This window comes from Bacteroides sp. 1001302B_160321_D4, assembly GCF_015667765.1.
Lineage (GTDB): Bacteria > Bacteroidota > Bacteroidia > Bacteroidales > Bacteroidaceae > Bacteroides > Bacteroides xylanisolvens.
In genome coordinates, this window is record NZ_JADPLO010000053.1 from 32,359 (window position 1) to 49,832 (window position 17,474).

Here is a 17,474-nt window from a genome sequence, read left to right on the forward strand (position 1 = left end):
GGGGAAAAGACGAGCTGTATCAGAATGTTGTTTATCTTCATTCTGATACAGCTCTTTTCTTTTAGCTTTTATTCTATTGTGCGCACACAACGATACCAAGCCCAATCTGTGGATTCTCCAGTAGTCCATGCGCCGAATTCTCCATTATTATGTCCGACCACCCAATAGCCGCCATCGCGTGAAGTCAATGTCCAATGTACAGCGCTAATCTTCTCGAATCCGCTCCCTGTCCAAGTAGTCGAACCACCGAAACCTTGGTTTTCAATGCTGGTAACGGCCCCTCCCATACTGAGCACCAGATACATCTCACGCTGGGTAGGCAGACGCCAGCCACTCCCTTTGTTTTCGCATGCCGCTTTTGCTTCCGACCAAGTTTTACCATTACTACTGGTATTTTCAATCTGAAACTTAGGAGCAATCTTATTCATCGCGTCACTTGTACCCGGAGTTTCACCTGAAGCAAATAATACCGAAGGATCCGTTCCTCCACTGGCATCACGAGAGACAATAGTGACCCCCGAGGATTCTACCGTTAGATAAGGGTACTTCTTTCCACTATTTGTATTATTCCTCACGCAACGGAAATAATTATTCTTGCTAATAGATTCGGAATCCAAAAAACCTGCCGACATCTCCATCCAAAAACGGGTAGCAGAGCCTTTAGCCTCATAGTATGATGAAGTCCAGTAATTACCGGTCCAGTTTTGATACCACCCATATATATTCTGGCTATCATGATTATTATAATTCTCTGCATTGCCACCCAAAGCATTTTCATAAGCGAATGACAGCAACAGTTCACTGGCAGTAGGCAGACGCCAACCATCGCCTATATTCCTACAGATATCCTCCGCATCGGCTACATTTTCCAACCGTCCCACACTTTGCTTCGTCTCGCCTATTTCCTTATAATATAGCCTGTTATCAAACCGAAGTGGATAAAGATAGAAAAGAGGTTCCCCTGCAGTTGTGTAAGATTTGGTTTCGGATACCATCTGAAGGTCAATCGTACGATAAAACGGGAATTCTTCATCCGACACAGTATGCATTACATTTCTGAACGTGATTCTTATCGTTCCACTTTTTCCCTCTTTCCACTTGCCAGGGTGAAGCTTCAGCCTAAAATCGTATCCGTGGCCAACCACATCATTACCCTTTCCGTCATTATAGCCTATGATAGACTCAAGATACATCTTGTCGTCCGCATTCTTTCTGCCTATAATTACATCATTATCCGAATCGGTCCGAATCAGTCCGGTACCATCATCGTTCGTTATATTCAATTCCTCAATATCCATAATTTCCCAATTGTTATTGACAAACAATTGCAAGTATTGCTCCGCACCCAGATTGACTTTATAAGTACGGCTATTGACTGTAGTGGGAATATATCGGAATGAGAATTCCAACTCCCCTTGATTGATGGGGAATTGTACATGAGTGAGGTATCCCTCCTTATCGTACAGGCCGAATAAGATGAAATCCCAACGCCACCACCAACCTTCACCATCTTCAACAGTACCATCACCTGCTCTTCGCGGATTAGGCTGTATGGTAAACGCCTGCACCCTTTCACTGAATGGTACCGTATTCGTCCTGTCTAATTGCGGAATTAAACCGCCGGCATTATATTGGATCATACCGATATCGTTAGCGTCAAAAAGTTTACCTTCTATCTTATCCACGGAAAACATGACATACACCGTCTGCGGTTCGAGAGGGAGTTCGTCGCCATCAGGATTTCGAATTGGAAAAAAAAGACCTCTCTCCAACACATTTCCGTATGCATCGACAAATTTGATAATTCCCGGATCTATTGTATACTGTGTCACTTCAATATTGTGAGTCAGGCGCCCTGCCGTCAACGTAACAGTAGCCTTACGCCCAACGCCAATATTTTCATTATTAAAATATGGAATTTTCAATTTGAGTTGGGTATCATCGTTCGCAACGCCCGATGCCGCATCAGCTCCACCTTCAAATTTGAGCCAGTCGCTCCCTGCAGTAACGGTGGCCTTCCAGCCGCCGGGACTGTCAGTAAAAACGTCTATGGCATAACTGTTATTCTGGTATTGAGTTACAGCGACCTCCGATTCACCCACTCCGAGCATATATTGCCCATTGTAGACTACATCTTTGACTTTGTCACGGTCATAGTGTATCAACCGGATTTTAAGGTTGGACATGACTGTATAAGATGCCAACGCCTCGCTAAAACTTTTATAACCGGTACCCAACGCCTTAGTAATGGTAATGATGTATTTATGGTTTCGCTTCAAGGGCAAATATTCCACCTGCTCTCCTGTATTTCCGTTTTTGGTAAAATCCACCCGGTAAAATGTCGATTCACCCGTACCGATCTTTCCTTTCACAATCAGGCAAGTAGCATCTTTACGGCTCGCTTCTCCGTCTTGTCCCGCACCACCGGCATCCCCTGCCGCCAGGGACTCAAATGTATAAATCTCCCCATCGTAGGGTGTGTTACCATTTACGGAATAAAGGATTGCATTCCCTTCCTCCGTCATTTTACCACTGCCCGTGGGGAGAACAGGAGTATCCGGAGCCGGTTCAGTAACCTGTCCGTTTGTGTTCCATGCCGGAGCAATGTATCCGGTGGTATTATAATTGGCCAGGTAAACCTCTTCGACCGTGAAATTTGAAGTGACACTGTTATTACGGATATCGATACGCGCTAGCATACGTTTCATATTAATGTCGGTTATCGGATTCATCGAAGGAGTGATTTTGCTTATTACCTTCTCCCCGTACATCGGAATCCGCGTATACCCACCAGTTGTCGAGCCGTCTGCCAGCCATTTGCCGGTTTGGGTGTGAAGCATCTCTTCCATTGCCCGAACCTTGGTGGTCACTCCCTTCGTGAAGCCCGACACAATATCATCAAGTTCCTTATTTGCTACGACCACGATGCAGGTAGATGCGGTAGTGGGAGAAAGTACGGCAGAGAAACTCACAGTGGAATTGTCAGCCAAATCCTGCGTAACTTCTGTAGCGCTGGCCCATTCCAGAAATACTGCCGGCGTTTTTGACATATCAAAAACAAGAATATCCACCGTTTCTATTTCGTCTTCTTTCTTTGCTGTTCCCGTTCCGGTCATCGTACGCGAAGATACGGACGGAAGGTTTACATCGGGAACCGTTAATGTAAAGCGAATACCGTTTCCTGCCGGAGAAGGCGTCGACTCAAATTCTTCCTGTACGCATCCGGTAAGCCATACCGTCATCAACAGAACAGACAAAAGATAGCACTTTCTTTTTATTGAAAACCCATATTGCATATTTCTATTTCCTTTCCTTAAACTTTGATATTGCATATTCGTCATTATGGTGCGGTCAATGTCACCGTTATTGGCAGATTATCACCATTCGTATTGGTTAGTGTGAGTCTAGCCGTATCACCGGACACAGCATCGGCTCTAAAGTAGAAGTAAACCGCATCACCACTCACGCCACTTGTTTCGAGCATTGTCTCACTGTTAAGCAGAATTTTATCCGGATCCTGTATCTGGGTTATCTTCCACTCCCATATTCCCGGATTGCCCGAAGTAAAAACAATCTTGCGACGTCGCATATTTCCGGTTCCATTATCGTTGCTGTCCAACTCTACGTTCGAGGTCAGCCACTCTCCGTCTTCTCTCCACTGGCTCAACAGTACATGGTGCCGCAAATTACCGGCATTGATATAAAAGCCTGTTTCCCGCTTAGTTCCGGTTCCTGAATTAAATCTGGGCATCACAACCTGGATATTATACGTATACACTCCTTCCGAAAGGGATGTCTGAGTCATATTAACTGTCGGCCACGTATCCATGGTACTTTTGTTTAATGACGCCCCCGGCAGAAATCCTGTATCCGGACTAGCATCATAATTCGTTTTCACTTCTATATTGACAGTGACCCCATCACCAGCCGTCTGTACCTTGGTCTGCGATAATTTGAGATAATATTGTTTGTCGAAAATTACATTCACCGGACTTTCCGTCCATTCAAGCGGGGTAGCTGAAAGCTGATAGGTTTCGTTGGATATCGTAAGATTGTAGTTGATGTACTCGCCCGATTCCCAAGAATGCGGATTCTTGGCGAGAATATCACTGAACAGGAATTCCCGACCGCCAAAGTTGGTGGTAACAACAATTTTGGCGGTTGCAGAGAAAGCGTCAGTCGGCAACATGAGGAATGTATCCCCCATCAAGGTGGCATCTTCGGTCACCGTTTTGTTATCGGTGAGAGTAGAAACGACCTTCCCGGTGGCGACATCGCTCCAGACAAACTTCGGTTTGCCGTTTTTCGTCGTGGTGGTCGGAATTTCAGTCATGGCAAGTTTACCGCTTTTTCCCACATTCTGGAATTCTATTTTCTCGATAGTCACCTCATCCGGTACAGGAGCTACTTTCTTGAATGTAAAGGTAACCTTAGTCAATGTGTGGTAGAAGTGTATATTCACACCCTCAACCCATACAGGGCCCGATATAGCCGCCAGTACATCGACATGATTGGCGGCGGATGCATTCGCTGTATAATTCAGCACCATTTCTCCGGGATCAGTGAAACTCGCAGTCGGCGCATTCGCATCGTTGTACGGATACCAGGAGAAGAATTTCATGCTCGCATTCAGCAATCCGGGCCAATATTGCAACGGCGAGATGGTGGCTGTCAGGTCGGCGTTAACCGTGGCACTTGCATTGAAGTATGGTTGGGGAACGGAAGCATTGGGAGTCAGTGAGCCGTAAAGACCGAAAGTCTCTTCTTTCAGATCAGTATTCGAAGAGATTGCCGCACCACGAGTGTAGACATAGCCGCCTTCTCCGATACGTTGCACAACAATTAATTCCTTATCACACGTCATCTCTTCTCTGACACACGAAAAGAGGACAGCCGAAAGGACAGCCATTGCCATAATCATCTTAATATTATTTATAGTCTTTATCATCTTACTTCTTTTCCGAAATTAAAAACAATCAACGAAAGATATTACAAGTCCATATCCAGATCAATGTCTTGTCTTTCACCCCAATCTTCTACGCTTATCGTCAGTATTTGAATACCTATTTTTCCTACGCGTGCCGTTACCTGATACACATTGTTCCGACGGATCTCTGTAAAAGGTTGCGCTGTCGGACTGCCTGTACCGTCAACCTTTGTTACGCTTTCAATTACTTTCTCGGTTATTCCGGTGACGTCCGAAGGGCCTTTCGGGACATTAGCCATACTGATAGACAGTCGGTCGGAATAATCCGACTTGAATAGACGTTCGGCTGTGTAGAACGAGCAAAGCAACTTCCGGTTTTCAGCTCCGGGAGCAGATGAATATGCCCAAGTTTCTGTAGTCGCAGCTGTCCACTTATGCGTTAACAAATTGCTTTCCGACACGTCTTCCTTCACTTTTCCGTAGTTTTTTGAAGAGTCGGTGTTATCACGCGTGCCGTTGTCCACGTTTCCCATCACGAAATAGCTATCGTAGGAGAAATTGTGCAAGGTGACACTAGTGCTTCCGGCAATATATCCGGTCACCGCCCCACCGTCTATAGCTTCGATAAAGACATCTACCCGGGCTACGGCACGTTCGATCACCATTTGTACTGTTTTGGTTTCATCAGGTGCTATGGATATATCCCGGATCACTCCTGTCATAGGCATTCCGGTTGCCGAAATAATCTGCCCGTCACTATTCAGTATGCTGGAGATATCGTAAATCATCTCCTGCAACGTCAAAAGATTGGCTATACCGTCAAGTTTGCTTGTGAGGCTCTGCGGTTCGTTGGCAATAACTACGACCAGGATATCATTACTGGACGTCACTTCGAGAAGTTGCGCATCTATATCAGTAGCTGTCTCCGGAGTACTCAACAGGATGTGTTCATTCACATCCAGCCTCACGCCACCGGGCGTGCTGCCGAATACGATAAACCGCATGGAGTTTATCTTCTCCTGTTGTTCCACATCCCCATTGTTCACCAAGTCGATGCTAAGTTGCGCCCGGGTAGTATGGGCAGGCAACTCATAAGCCACATCAGCTTCTCTACTACATGAGAACAAAAGGATGGTGGATGCCAGACAAATGATATGTAATAGCTTTTTTCTCATTCTTAAACTTCCATCCCGTGGAGCCAATGAATCCAGTTCCCCACGACAATACCAATTTGAAGGAATCCTCCTCCGTTTTTTTCAACAACTGTAAATATCAGGTTCCATTCACTCTGCCTGTCAAGATATTCCTGAAAGGGAAGCTCCGTTCCGTCGTAACGGGAAACCGGCCGTGCAATACTCAAGAGTGTCATCAGATTATAGCTCCAGACTTCAGCTTCGGTATTCGCATCCCTTATAATAAATTTATAATCCCATCCACTCCTGTTGAGCAAACGCATCGTGTTCAGGCGTGCGGACATAACCACGTCGGATATTTCACCCGGACCTGTATAGTAAGGCACATAAGTAACCGGCCCTTGTCCTGCGGGTTCGTTTTCCCAGGAATAAACTGCATTTTCCGGCGCCTGAATTTCAAATGTATATTGTGTGCCATCCACTTTATTTTCCTCATATCCCATTAACGCGAGATTAAACCGATTGGTGTCACGTATCAGGTTCACCGGATAAATTTTATGGTCGGTACTGGATGGCAGGTGGTCCACTTCTACAACCTCTCCGAAGTAAAGATGCTGAAACTCGAAATTAACAACATCCGTCTCTCGCTTCAGGGATACAATGACCTGTTGGAGGGTGCTAGTTCCCGGTGCCAGTTTATTACCTGCATTGTCCGAAAGACGGAATCTGTCAGACAGACTTCCGACGGTCAGTACTTTATAACTTCCGAAATCGAGCTCGTCGGTCAACGACATCCGGTTTCCACCCACCAGCGCAGCAACCTCGGCACTTTTGGTGAAAAGCAATTTATCATCGCTGTCGAACACAAGTACATCCACCGATTTAACCTGCGGATTAAATGCATCCGCATATTCCATATTGTAGTCGAATACAAATTCCAACCAAAGCTCGCACCGTGGAAGGTCTTCGCGTATACTGTCGCACGAAGCCATACATAGCATCGAAGCAACGATAAGGAACAGCGATTTAGTTTTTCCGAACATATCTTTTTCTTTTAGGAGGCAACCCTATCGGTTTGCCATTTTATATTGTCAGAGATCTCTATTTTGTGACCTCCGGTTATTTCCTCTTTTAGGGGCGCGCTTTGCATTTCATTGCATCTCGGATGCGCCGGTATATTTCAGTGCTGTTTTTGGGAAGCCTGTCACCGGCTTGTTTTTACTTTTTTCGGCGGTCTGTTCCGCACAGAATATCTATTAAAAAAAGTACAGGGCAGGCAGTCCGCACTGCCCTGTTTTCTTTGAAAGTAAAGAGTTTCTTTAGATTTCGAAATTTGTAGTCCAGTATATCCACGGAGCAACTTTAATCTCAAAGTGGAGATAAGCACCTTTCTTATCGATATCTTCTTCTTCATCCGGATCTTCGGGTCCACCACCAGGATACCACGGTGTACCGTTACCATTTACCTTTGTCAGCGTAAGCGTATAATAGTTATTACGTACTACACCGTATTTTCCATACTCCATATAAGAGTTGGCTGCATTGTCATGACGAATCTCATAGTAGTAATAGTTGAGACTCTTTGGATACCAATAGATGCAACCTTCTTTTTTACACAGTTCACCACCATTCTTAATGTTGTTGTCATCAAGAATAGTCTGTGTAAGAAGAGCAAAACTACCCGGATCATTGGTGGTAAGTTCAGATTGTATCTGAGTATAGAACAGTTCGCATGCTGTAACCAAGAGTTTCTCCTGGGCGGTCATAGGGTCTGAGTTTGTTTGTTTAGCTTTAGCAGGTGTATAAGCAGCCAGCAAGTCAGCAAAACTTTTGAAGTTTACAGAGTTAGTTCCGTTAGGAAGACGATACCAGTCATCTCCCAAAGTAAATTCACCGGACTTCCAAGGTGCATACTGTCCCTTAAGTACCAGACGCGTAGCCGCACCGAACTTCTGATATCCTTCAGCCATCGTATTCTCGATACAGTATTTATAATTATCACCCGCATCTGCACTTTCAGCAACCCACTCTACCTTAGGTTCGCGGTTAGCATCAAGTGTATTCTTAACAATGCCTGTAAGATATTCAGTTCCACCTGCAGTCGTAAAGTTCGGGTCAACTGTATAGAAGTTACTTTTGTAGAATCCGGTAGTATGAGATGACGCTGTGGTAGTCTTCTTTGCAAAAGGATAGAACAGAGAGTTATAGTAGTCTATAGTCCAGTTTCCAAAATCAAATTGTCCAAGACTTGCATTTGTTCCATCTTCAAAAGGTCCAACTGCTAATGGACTGCCAATCATAACTTCCAACTTTGCAGCAAGGCGTTCTATCTCAAGAGTAGCCGGATTACTTTTCGCTGCATTCTGAGCTTGCGCTTCCGATTTATAGTCACTGACCAAAACAATCTTGTCCGATACATCGAGCAGACATTCATCTTTCCATGCATGATTGGATGGATCCGAATCGGAATCATCGTAGAATCCGACATTAATCATTGCACAACCATTGGAGTGTATAACCTCCTCTACCAGATAAGCATTGTTGGGCTTAGTATTGTTTTCAGGAACTGTAACCATTGCATTGATGGTAGCATAGGTTGCACCCTCTGAAAGGTTATCCAAGCGATCCTTTAATTGGTAACCCGGATTGGCTATAACAAGCAAATACTTAGTATTCGGATCCACTTTAACCGGAGTATTCGGAGTCGTAACTCCACTATTTGTTCCGAAAGAACCTGATCCCAATACCGTGGCATACTTAGTTGCCTTTTCATCCTTAGTCACCACCTTACCCGCATCGAACGTAATCACATAAAGCTCATTAATCGCGCTTTCTGCAGGCAAAGCCGGCTGTTCACCAGAAGCACGTGAACCAGGCACTTTTGGATTAGTCAGACTAATTGATACGTAAGCTACATCATAACCTGCTCCCCCTTCAACCTCCGGATTTTCCTCCAGATTCTCATTTGAACAACTTGCTAATGCCACAACGGCCAGCAACGAAACTAAAATTGATTTAATCTTTAGCATAATACAAAAAATTATTAGAATTAATACATATATAATTTCCCACTTAATTAGTAAGTTTTACTTACCATTTTTTCTCATCTCGGCAGCATTAGCCTTCTTCCTGACTAATTCTTCCAGATTGCCCCTAGCTGCATCCAGACCTAACTGCTCTGCGACCTTCAAATACTTCTTCGATAATTCATAATCTCCCTTCATTAACATTAATATTCCCATAGCATTATTATATTCCGGCAAATTCTTATTCGAATTCACCATACCCAGATAACGTTCGGCCGAAACCAAGTCATTGCGTGATAAAGCGGCAGTAGCAGCATTTATATTTGCAATCTCACTCTGCGGATACATCCGTACAGCCGTTTCGAACACATCAATAAACTCTTGCGAGCCTGTCGGATAGGTATTAGCCACCAGAAACATTTCATTCAAGCTCAAATTCTGCGGACGCGTCTTGATAATCTCTTTCGCTTCCTCCACACTAAAATTCCTCACTTCGTAATTCACTTTGCAGATAGCCACACGCAAACTTGGAAAAATATACTTCAACAAGTATCGGTAAGGTGTTCCTCCGTGAAGTTGCATCAGTTTTGTTTCTCTTCCTTTTTCAATAGGTATATTCCTGATAATATCCAGCACTTCGTCTTTATATTCCAATTCGATTGTTTCAAGCGCCTTCTCCAGTCCGTCCCAGTTTTCACCTCCAAAGACAATGTAGTATTGGTTTCTCGGAAAATCGTATCTGTGTGCCAGATAATCCCGAAGCGCCATGGCACGCCCTTCAGACAGACGTTTGTTCGCTGCCAATGTTCCTTCCGGAGAAGCATAACCGATAATATCCAGACGGTTCACTTTCACATTCGGATCGGACTTCAGCTCATCGATCATCTTGCGGATTTTAGCTAGTTCCTGAGGATTATTCATGTATTCGGGACGAATATTGACTTTATTCACCTCGAAATCCAGAAAACATTCTGCTTGAATATCCCGTTGTTTGATTTCTTCCGCTTTCGGTTGCAGATAAGCAAACTGAGGAACCGCTACGTAAGGCGTCCATACACGTTCCAACGTCACTTTGCCAAACTCCTCTATGTTCATCAATGCTGTTTCGCCGCAACCACATTCATCACGCTGCACGTCCAAGCGCGCATCCTTCATCCATGATTCGAACGGAACCAGATATTGATACCGAATCGTATCATTTCTTAGTTTTCCAGCTTTTTCCACTATATATGGCTTCTCGTAGTTTCTTTTCTCTTTGGCGCTCATCAACGCAAGCTCACGCTCATACGCCAGATACTCGTCACGACCTTTAATAGAAACTTTCGGAAGATTCTGAGTACGTCCGGGAGTCACCAGCCGCGGAATAAAATCCATTCCCCGGGCAGATTTCACTTTCACATTATTCAAAACAAAATCTATATCGACATGAATAAAATCACCTTTCTGTTCCAACCGCACCGGATTCACAGTAATGACACCTTCGTAAGAGCGGGATTGAGCCATAGCTGTGTTTATATTCAGGCTGCAAACCACCAACATACACACAAGGAAACCTATTTTTCTTATTATCATACTCCTCATTATTTAATTACATAAATAAGTGACACACTTGCTTTAGTAGGCCCGAAATAGTTTTTGCTGCTTTCCTTTAGTCTCGTACCACAAGTAGCGCAAGGATACTTGTCATATACAATGTGCGCATATCCCACTCCGACAGATGTTTCTATACTCCAGCGTTTTTTCAGAATCCACGAATATCCTACGGAAAAGCCACCACCATAAAGATATCCTTGATAACGCGTATGCTGCATATTGTCACTGATAAAAGACCAGTCGGGCCATCCCCCTACATTGAAATCGGCATAATGTCCATGCATTCCGACAAACATACGGCGAAAACTCTCACAAAACCAGTAACGGATTTCGGGTTGTACCCCCAAATGACGGAGGCGTTTGCCGTCGGAAAGTTTCCACGGATTATAATTGACCGGAATATCCAGCGTCCATTTACGCGCCAGTCCGATCTCCAGTCCCAGATTCATGGTAGTAGTAGCGTCATACAGCAGATTGCTTTTCAGCGCAACCTTCTGGGCATGACCCTCGGAAATGGCACATCCGAGCATGAATAATATGAGTATAGCAACTTTCTTCATTTATATCACATTTACTGTTGTTTATTGCCCCAATTGAGTAACATCTATTTTTATGCGTTGCACATTACTGATGCCCGTTTTAACGGAAGACACCATTGTTGTGAGATGTACGATTCCGTTTCTGGAATCCGCCTCTACATTGGGCAATACCTTAATATAGATCTTACCGTCTTCAACGATAATGCGTTCTTCTCCTGTATGTCCCTCCGGCATTACGGAAGAATACAGACGAATCCAATTTTTAGCACTTTCATCCACTTCGCCCGTAAGGCAGAAATAATCGATTTCATACACCTCCGAATTTGAATTTCCAGTAGGCATGAGCTGAAGTGTACTTCCCGTAGCAGGAACAGCTTCCCTTTGTCTAATATGAACTTCTTTTTCCAAATTTCCTGTTTTTAATGTTATAAATTCATGGGGATAGTTTCTTGAGTGTCACTAATAAGACAGAGAGCCAAGCAAAGGATTGCTCAACGGCTTAGTCAACAACCTGGCATATATATCCGCACAAGTTGTCACCTTCGATGTTAATTGAAAGAGAGTGCCGGTCACATTCGACCCCTGCACACACATCACAGATAATAAAAAAATCAAATATAAAATACTGATTGTAAGTTTTGTTATTTCTCTCATTAATTCTCCAATATACTTTCTTCTACTTCTTGTATATCTCTCTTATTTCTCTTTTTGCTTTTCTCTCTGGACAATATTTTTGTCCAAATCTCATATTGCAAATTTCGGAATATTAAAGGAGATACAAAATTGTATTCATTTCTGTTACAGAGAATCAACTTAGAATAAAGGGGCTAATTATGCAGGTAGCGAACAAGAGGGTTACGAAATTCACAACAAAAATATTTAATATCCTCATTTCTTTCGATATGCGAACATTAAAAAATCCCAAGTTTCTCTCATAAAAACTTGGACAATGGAGGGAAGTTATGGTTTTCTGTGTCATTTAGACACAACTTAGGCACAAATTAGACAAAAGACATAGCTATTTTATACAACAAAACAGCCCAATAACTTGTATAATTTGTGCCTAAATGACAAAAAGTTCAATTTCTATATGTATATATAGTTATCAAATTATAAGGTTTTACGCTCAGTTTCCGTAGGTGCCACCTCATCAGGAATACTGAATTCGCGATTAGCAAACAGATCAGCAAGACCTGAAATTTGTTTCAGGCGCAACAATTCATCACGATCCATACCAATATTTTTCATTATCCATTGATCGGACATACCTGCCTTGTCAAGTTCCGCAACAATATTGCACATCAATTCAATGTTATGCATTCCACGCGCACGGTTGTGCCGGATGGTCGAACTCATACGGTTAGACAGGTCTTTGTCTATCACCACAATCGGCAATAAGCCGTTTTCACGCTTATAGATTCGTTGGGAAGTTTTCAATACCGTATAGCGATGGTAGCCGTCCACCAGTATATAATGGTCTTCATCTTTATTGTAGTAACATACACATGGCATCGTAAAGCCATCTTCCCAAATAGAAAGTTCCAGCAACTTCATTTCAGGCGGTGCAACGACATTCGGATTATAATCGTTCGCATATACTTTTTCTACGGGTACCGCTTTTACCTCGTAAACAGGGCTTTTATCTACACTCATGATACTATGATTCTATATTGTTCCATAATTTGACTCCTCTTACTCATCTCCTCCTTCGTAGGTGAGAATCCCATATATTTGCAGGCATGGTCATTTTTAAGAATACAAACACACATTCGCTTATACGTGGGTATTTCTTTGAATTCCGGAATGTCGATATCATCCTGATATTCCATACGTACCGGTTTTTTCAACGTTTTGTAGTTACTGTTGTCCATAACGATAATCGGCACTTTCGCATCAATCAACTTTTGGATGGTAGCATCACTTAGGCATCCACCTTTTGTCCGCCAGAAATTCACACTCACTGATAGTTTACGGAGATAGTTTTTCCTCGCCCGTTCCGGCAAAGTGGACAACAAGAAATACATAAACTCACGCCATGTATATCCTTCGGGAAGTTTCACCGACTGCCATCCCATCGCATGAGTACCGCCATACATACCGGTAAAGTTCACACCGTTCACCCTTCCGACCATTTTACCCCAGGTATTGGGATCTAGCACCCGGTAAAGTTGCAGGCTCTCTTGCGCTTCGTTAATAAAAGGACTTGCTACACGCTGACGCTCCAAATTGACTCCAGCACGATAGTAAAGGTCATATAAAGTATTATAATCCCACTGGAATTTTCCATTGGCCGTCCATACATCCGTCGTCTTCCAGTCGAATATAGGATAGGCATTATAAATATCATTCCCTACTTTTGAAGTCCATTTGTATTTATGATACATCTGGAATTTACGGCTCATATAGATACACCTCCACCGGTTGAAACTCTCCTGTGTACGGATTCCGATCAGACAACAAGTGCGCACAGCGTCATTTTTAGTATGTATCCATTGCGCAAAGCGCATCTGGAATTCATAATCCCACATGGTTGTATTATAAAAAGGAAAATCATCTTTAGTCATTGCCTTTTTAGGCATGGAACGAACCCATATATTCTTTTTATTATCTTCCCAGGGACGCCAAAAGGATTGATACATCGAGGTACAGGTAGCCACACGGAAAGGAATACATACCCGGTACACATCCAGAATATCCTTGTTAGCTTCCAGCATCCGGTCCACATAGTCGATGGTCATTTTATACTGGATTTCATAATCCATGTGAAAAACTCCCAAACGTACCTTCAGGTTATTCTTCCGGATATAATCGATACACATATTCAGCAGTACCCCGCTGTCTTTACCTCCGGAGAATGACACATATATATTATCAAATTCATTAAATATAACTTTCAGTCGTTCTTGTGCTAATTCATATACATTCTTTGTGCCTGCTATTTTCTTTTTCGCCATAAGTTATCTATACATTTTTACATACCGTGTCCATTTCTTGTCCATCGATACAAATTCAAACTTTTCAAATGTTTCTTTATCTTGTACCAGTGTGACCGAATTGAGCAACCAACTCTCAGGCCCGAATTCCGCAATGACGGCAGGCAACAAATGCGACAGGATTTCCTCCCGTCCGGCGTCTTCTGCCTTTACATAATAATTATTGATTACAGCTTTCTTCCGGCTTTTCTGTTCCACCGGCACGAAGCCCACCACTTCTTTATCTTCAATCGCAATAAACCACACATACTCTTCGCCCGTCTTGAAAGGGTAATTATTGTTTGCGCGTATCACTTCGGGATCCATCACCATCGGCGCCAGAAGCCGATATAAATGTTTGTCTTTTCCTTTTAATCGTATTATCTGCATCATATCATTCAAAAATGGACACACAAAAATAAGGAAAAAATATCAAATTCGTCATTTCTGTTCCTAAAACATTTGTTTTTCATGTTATTATCTCTATATTTCGATATTTTTGAAATCACCCGTCCGTCATTCCTCTCTCACGTTTAAAGTAAGTCAGTATGGTGGCAAAGCTTAGATATTCCCGCCCGGGAGTATGCGACCGGCTTTGAAATTGATAACGGGCAAAGATGACTTCACATGCCAGTTTATATTTAAAATGCAGCTTTAAGCGATGCTGTAAAAACTCAAACACCCGACAGAGATATGCAAACACGTCTCCCACTTTGTCATTGGGAATCACTCGTGGCTCACGATGCGTATCCGATATGTGTTCCATTTCACTAAGAACATATTCCAGCTGCTCTATTTCCTCGCTAGTGTTTTGCATTGTACATTTCATTTGTTCTATTTTCTCTTCCTGACGAATGTACTGTTCACGCTTTCGTTGTAAACGATCTTTTATGATCTCTATTCCTTTTGACATTATAAAATTTAGTTATATATAAACGGTTTGACCTTACTGATTACTAACCGGAAAAAATGCCATATAAAATCTAATCTCACATGCAAATATAGAGAAGATTGTTTAAATAATTAGATTTTTATTTAAAAATATTCATACTTATAACACATTTAAATTACCAGCATCATAAAATCGGTTTTTCCTTCCAATGAAACGAATCGTACTTTTGCGGAATATTTAAATATTTTAAACAATGGATAATCAATCTTTTGACTGGCTGCTTCATGGCTGCCATGCACTGTCCGAAGTGGCAGTAGCTTATTTTCCGAACTATCAGTATAATTGTTCAGCGGTGAAAGCGTTCCGTCGGATCATCAAAGAACATGCGGTATTACTGAACCAACTCACGGAAGCGGGATTCACCCCGCATACCACAACGCTCACTCCTCAGCAAATTGCGATTATTGTAAGGTTCTGGGGAACGCCTGCATTAGTATACGAAATGATAAAAAAGAATTCATATCTTGCTGTCCCGAAAATGGGGAAAAAGATATAATGTATTTTAATACATTTTTTTTTTCATTTATATATTAATGGATGAAGGGGTGGTCGAAGTGCTAAGATAGGCATGCCGGCCTCCCCTTTTAACAGGGCGTTTGAGCAAGAGTAGAAGAAGGCAGACAGAGAGGTCCAAAAATATGGGCAATAATCAGGGGTATTGGACACATGAGCCAATATTAAAATATTTAGCCGTTCATAACCGTAAAATTGTACACCTCAACCAACCGGACTACCTGTCAAATAAGGCATTTATGAATGAATATGATTATTAGAAAAGAAAATGAGTGAGATAACAAACCCACAGGACGCCGAACTCGAAGAAGTCGTGCTCGGTGCCTGCCTGCTGGAAAGCAAAGCTATTACACTGGTTGCCGGCATATTACGGCCGGAAGTATTTTACACTGAAACGAACCGTGAGATTTATGCTGCCTTGCAAAGTATGTACCATGCCGGGCGAGTAATTGATATCATGACCATAAAAGAAAAATTTGCCCGGCGTGGCAAGCTCGAATTTATAGGAGGGTTTTATACAAATTGAATAACCGATATGCCATCTTTATGCCCAAACAAGTTACTCGACAAACTTCTTGGTTGCCAATATTGGAATAGCACTCATGATGCTCTATCAATCAAGTATTTACGACAGTCCGTCACTTTAAACAAAAATCGTCAATTAAAAAGTTAGACAAAATTTGGTCAAATATTCCTTTTTATTAATTAAAAAGGCTACAGTTTCACAAACTAATATTGGATTTCAGTCTCTTTTCCATATATTTGCGCCCGCATTTTTATTATTGGATCAACCTCCTTATTCAATTTACCAAACTAGATAAAACAAATGGAAAATATAAACGCAGTAATTACAGGAGTCGGAGGATATGTACCCGATTATATCTTGACCAATGATGAGATTTCAAAAATGGTAGATACCACCGATGAATGGATTATGGGGCGTATTGGTATTAAGGAAAGGCGTATTCTGAAAGATGAAGGACTAGGAACTTCTTACATAGCTCGTAAAGCTGTCAAACAACTGATAAAACGCACCCATACAAATCCGGATAATATTGATCTGGTAATTGTAGCTACAACAACTCCTGATTACCGCCTTCCTTCCACTGCTTCTATTTTATGTGAGAGACTGGAACTGAAAAGAGCTTTTGCTTTCGACATACAGGCCGTTTGCAGTGGTTTTTTATATGCATTGGAAACAGGAGCTAACTTTATCCGTTCCGGAAATTACAAGAAAGTGGTGGTTGTAGGTGCTGAAAAGATGTCGTCAATAATAAACTATACCGATCGGGCAACTTGTCCTATTTTCGGCGATGGCGGAGCAGCCGTCATGCTTGAACCTACTACTGAAGATTTGGGTATTATGGATGCTGTGTTAAGGACAGATGGTAAAGGATTACCTTTTTTACATATTAAAGCCGGTGGTTCCGTATGCACCCCTTCTTATTATTCATTGGATAATCAAATGCACTACATCTATCAGGAAGGACGCACTGTATTCAAATACGCGGTATCTAACATGGCAGATGCCTGTGAATCTATTATTGCAAGAAACCATCTAAGCAAAGAGAATATCGACTGGGTGATTCCCCATCAAGCTAATCAACGCATTATCACTGCTGTAACACAACGTTTGGAAGTTCCCGCCGAAAAGGTCATGGTTAATATTGAACGATACGGTAATACCAGTGCAGGCACTCTCCCACTCTGCCTTTGGGATTTTGAAGATAAACTCAAAAAAGGAGATAACCTAATTCTCACTGCATTCGGAGCAGGATTTGCCTGGGGAGCTATTTATATAAAATGGGGATATGATGGA

14 protein-coding genes and 1 pseudogene are annotated in these 17,474 nt (G+C 42.5%); 3 read left to right on the forward strand and 12 right to left on the reverse strand.

The genetic code is table 11. The annotated features are described in order from the left end of the window. Positions 1-68: 68 nt before the first annotated feature. The 12 genes from KFO40_RS18670 to KFO40_RS18725 all read right to left on the reverse strand — a co-directional run bounded on the left by KFO40_RS18670 (position 69) and on the right by KFO40_RS18725 (position 15,103). Positions 69-3,296, reverse strand: a complete 3,228-nt coding sequence (locus KFO40_RS18670) for a fimbrial protein (RefSeq protein ID WP_211146694.1) — start codon at positions 3,294-3,296, stop codon at positions 69-71. A gap of 44 nt (positions 3,297-3,340) precedes the next feature. Then, on the reverse strand, positions 3,341-4,948 hold the full coding sequence (locus tag KFO40_RS18675; protein WP_211146695.1) for a fimbrillin family protein: 1,608 nt from the start codon (positions 4,946-4,948) through the stop codon (positions 3,341-3,343). A 41-nt stretch (positions 4,949-4,989) separates the two neighbouring features. Then, complete coding sequence (locus KFO40_RS18680; protein ID WP_004308184.1) at positions 4,990-6,102, reverse strand: fimbrial protein; 1,113 nt, start codon at positions 6,100-6,102, stop codon at positions 4,990-4,992. 2 nt (positions 6,103-6,104) lie between these two features. Continuing rightward, a complete protein-coding gene (locus KFO40_RS18685; protein ID WP_004308186.1) occupies positions 6,105-7,103 on the reverse strand; it encodes a FimB/Mfa2 family fimbrial subunit in 999 nt (332 codons plus the stop codon). A 276-nt stretch (positions 7,104-7,379) separates the two neighbouring features. After that, the gene (locus KFO40_RS18690) at positions 7,380-9,089 is read right to left on the reverse strand and encodes an Mfa1 family fimbria major subunit (protein WP_211146696.1); all 1,710 of its coding nucleotides are present in this window, start codon (positions 9,087-9,089) and stop codon (positions 7,380-7,382) included. A gap of 57 nt (positions 9,090-9,146) precedes the next feature. Beyond that, positions 9,147-10,658, reverse strand: coding sequence for a DUF3868 domain-containing protein (locus tag KFO40_RS18695; RefSeq protein ID WP_087321852.1), 1,512 nt, complete (start codon positions 10,656-10,658; stop codon positions 9,147-9,149). Between the two features lie 8 nt (positions 10,659-10,666). Continuing rightward, positions 10,667-11,239, reverse strand: coding sequence for a DUF3575 domain-containing protein (locus tag KFO40_RS18700; RefSeq protein WP_004313607.1), 573 nt, complete (start codon positions 11,237-11,239; stop codon positions 10,667-10,669). 21 nt (positions 11,240-11,260) lie between these two features. Beyond that, on the reverse strand, positions 11,261-11,626 hold the full coding sequence (locus KFO40_RS18705) for a hypothetical protein (RefSeq protein ID WP_004313606.1): 366 nt from the start codon (positions 11,624-11,626) through the stop codon (positions 11,261-11,263). A 702-nt stretch (positions 11,627-12,328) separates the two neighbouring features. Next, positions 12,329-12,871, reverse strand: coding sequence for an IbrB-like domain-containing protein (locus tag KFO40_RS18710; protein WP_004313605.1), 543 nt, complete (start codon positions 12,869-12,871; stop codon positions 12,329-12,331). Then, positions 12,868-14,172, reverse strand: coding sequence for a DUF3440 domain-containing protein (locus KFO40_RS18715; protein ID WP_008640579.1), 1,305 nt, complete (start codon positions 14,170-14,172; stop codon positions 12,868-12,870). The genes KFO40_RS18710 and KFO40_RS18715 overlap by 4 nt, the downstream gene beginning before the upstream one ends. Before the next feature lie 3 nt (positions 14,173-14,175). Next, on the reverse strand, positions 14,176-14,583 hold the full coding sequence (locus KFO40_RS18720) for a hypothetical protein (RefSeq protein WP_008770983.1): 408 nt from the start codon (positions 14,581-14,583) through the stop codon (positions 14,176-14,178). Between the two features lie 112 nt (positions 14,584-14,695). Beyond that, positions 14,696-15,103 (reverse strand): hypothetical protein, encoded by a 408-nt coding sequence (locus tag KFO40_RS18725; RefSeq protein WP_087317949.1) that lies wholly within the window; start codon positions 15,101-15,103, stop codon positions 14,696-14,698. A gap of 232 nt (positions 15,104-15,335) precedes the next feature. Here KFO40_RS18725 and KFO40_RS18730 point away from each other — a divergent pair, with 232 nt between their 5' ends. The 3 genes and pseudogenes from KFO40_RS18730 to KFO40_RS18740 form a co-directional block, all read left to right on the forward strand. Beyond that, the gene (locus KFO40_RS18730) at positions 15,336-15,638 is read left to right on the forward strand and encodes a DUF4248 domain-containing protein (protein WP_055236512.1); all 303 of its coding nucleotides are present in this window, start codon (positions 15,336-15,338) and stop codon (positions 15,636-15,638) included. Positions 15,639-15,923: 285 nt separating this feature from the next. Next, positions 15,924-16,172: pseudogene (locus KFO40_RS18735) on the forward strand (DnaB-like helicase N-terminal domain-containing protein); the annotation flags it as partial. A gap of 309 nt (positions 16,173-16,481) precedes the next feature. Continuing rightward, the coding region (locus tag KFO40_RS18740) for a beta-ketoacyl-ACP synthase III (protein WP_211146697.1) at positions 16,482-17,474 on the forward strand (993 nt) is incomplete at its 3' end.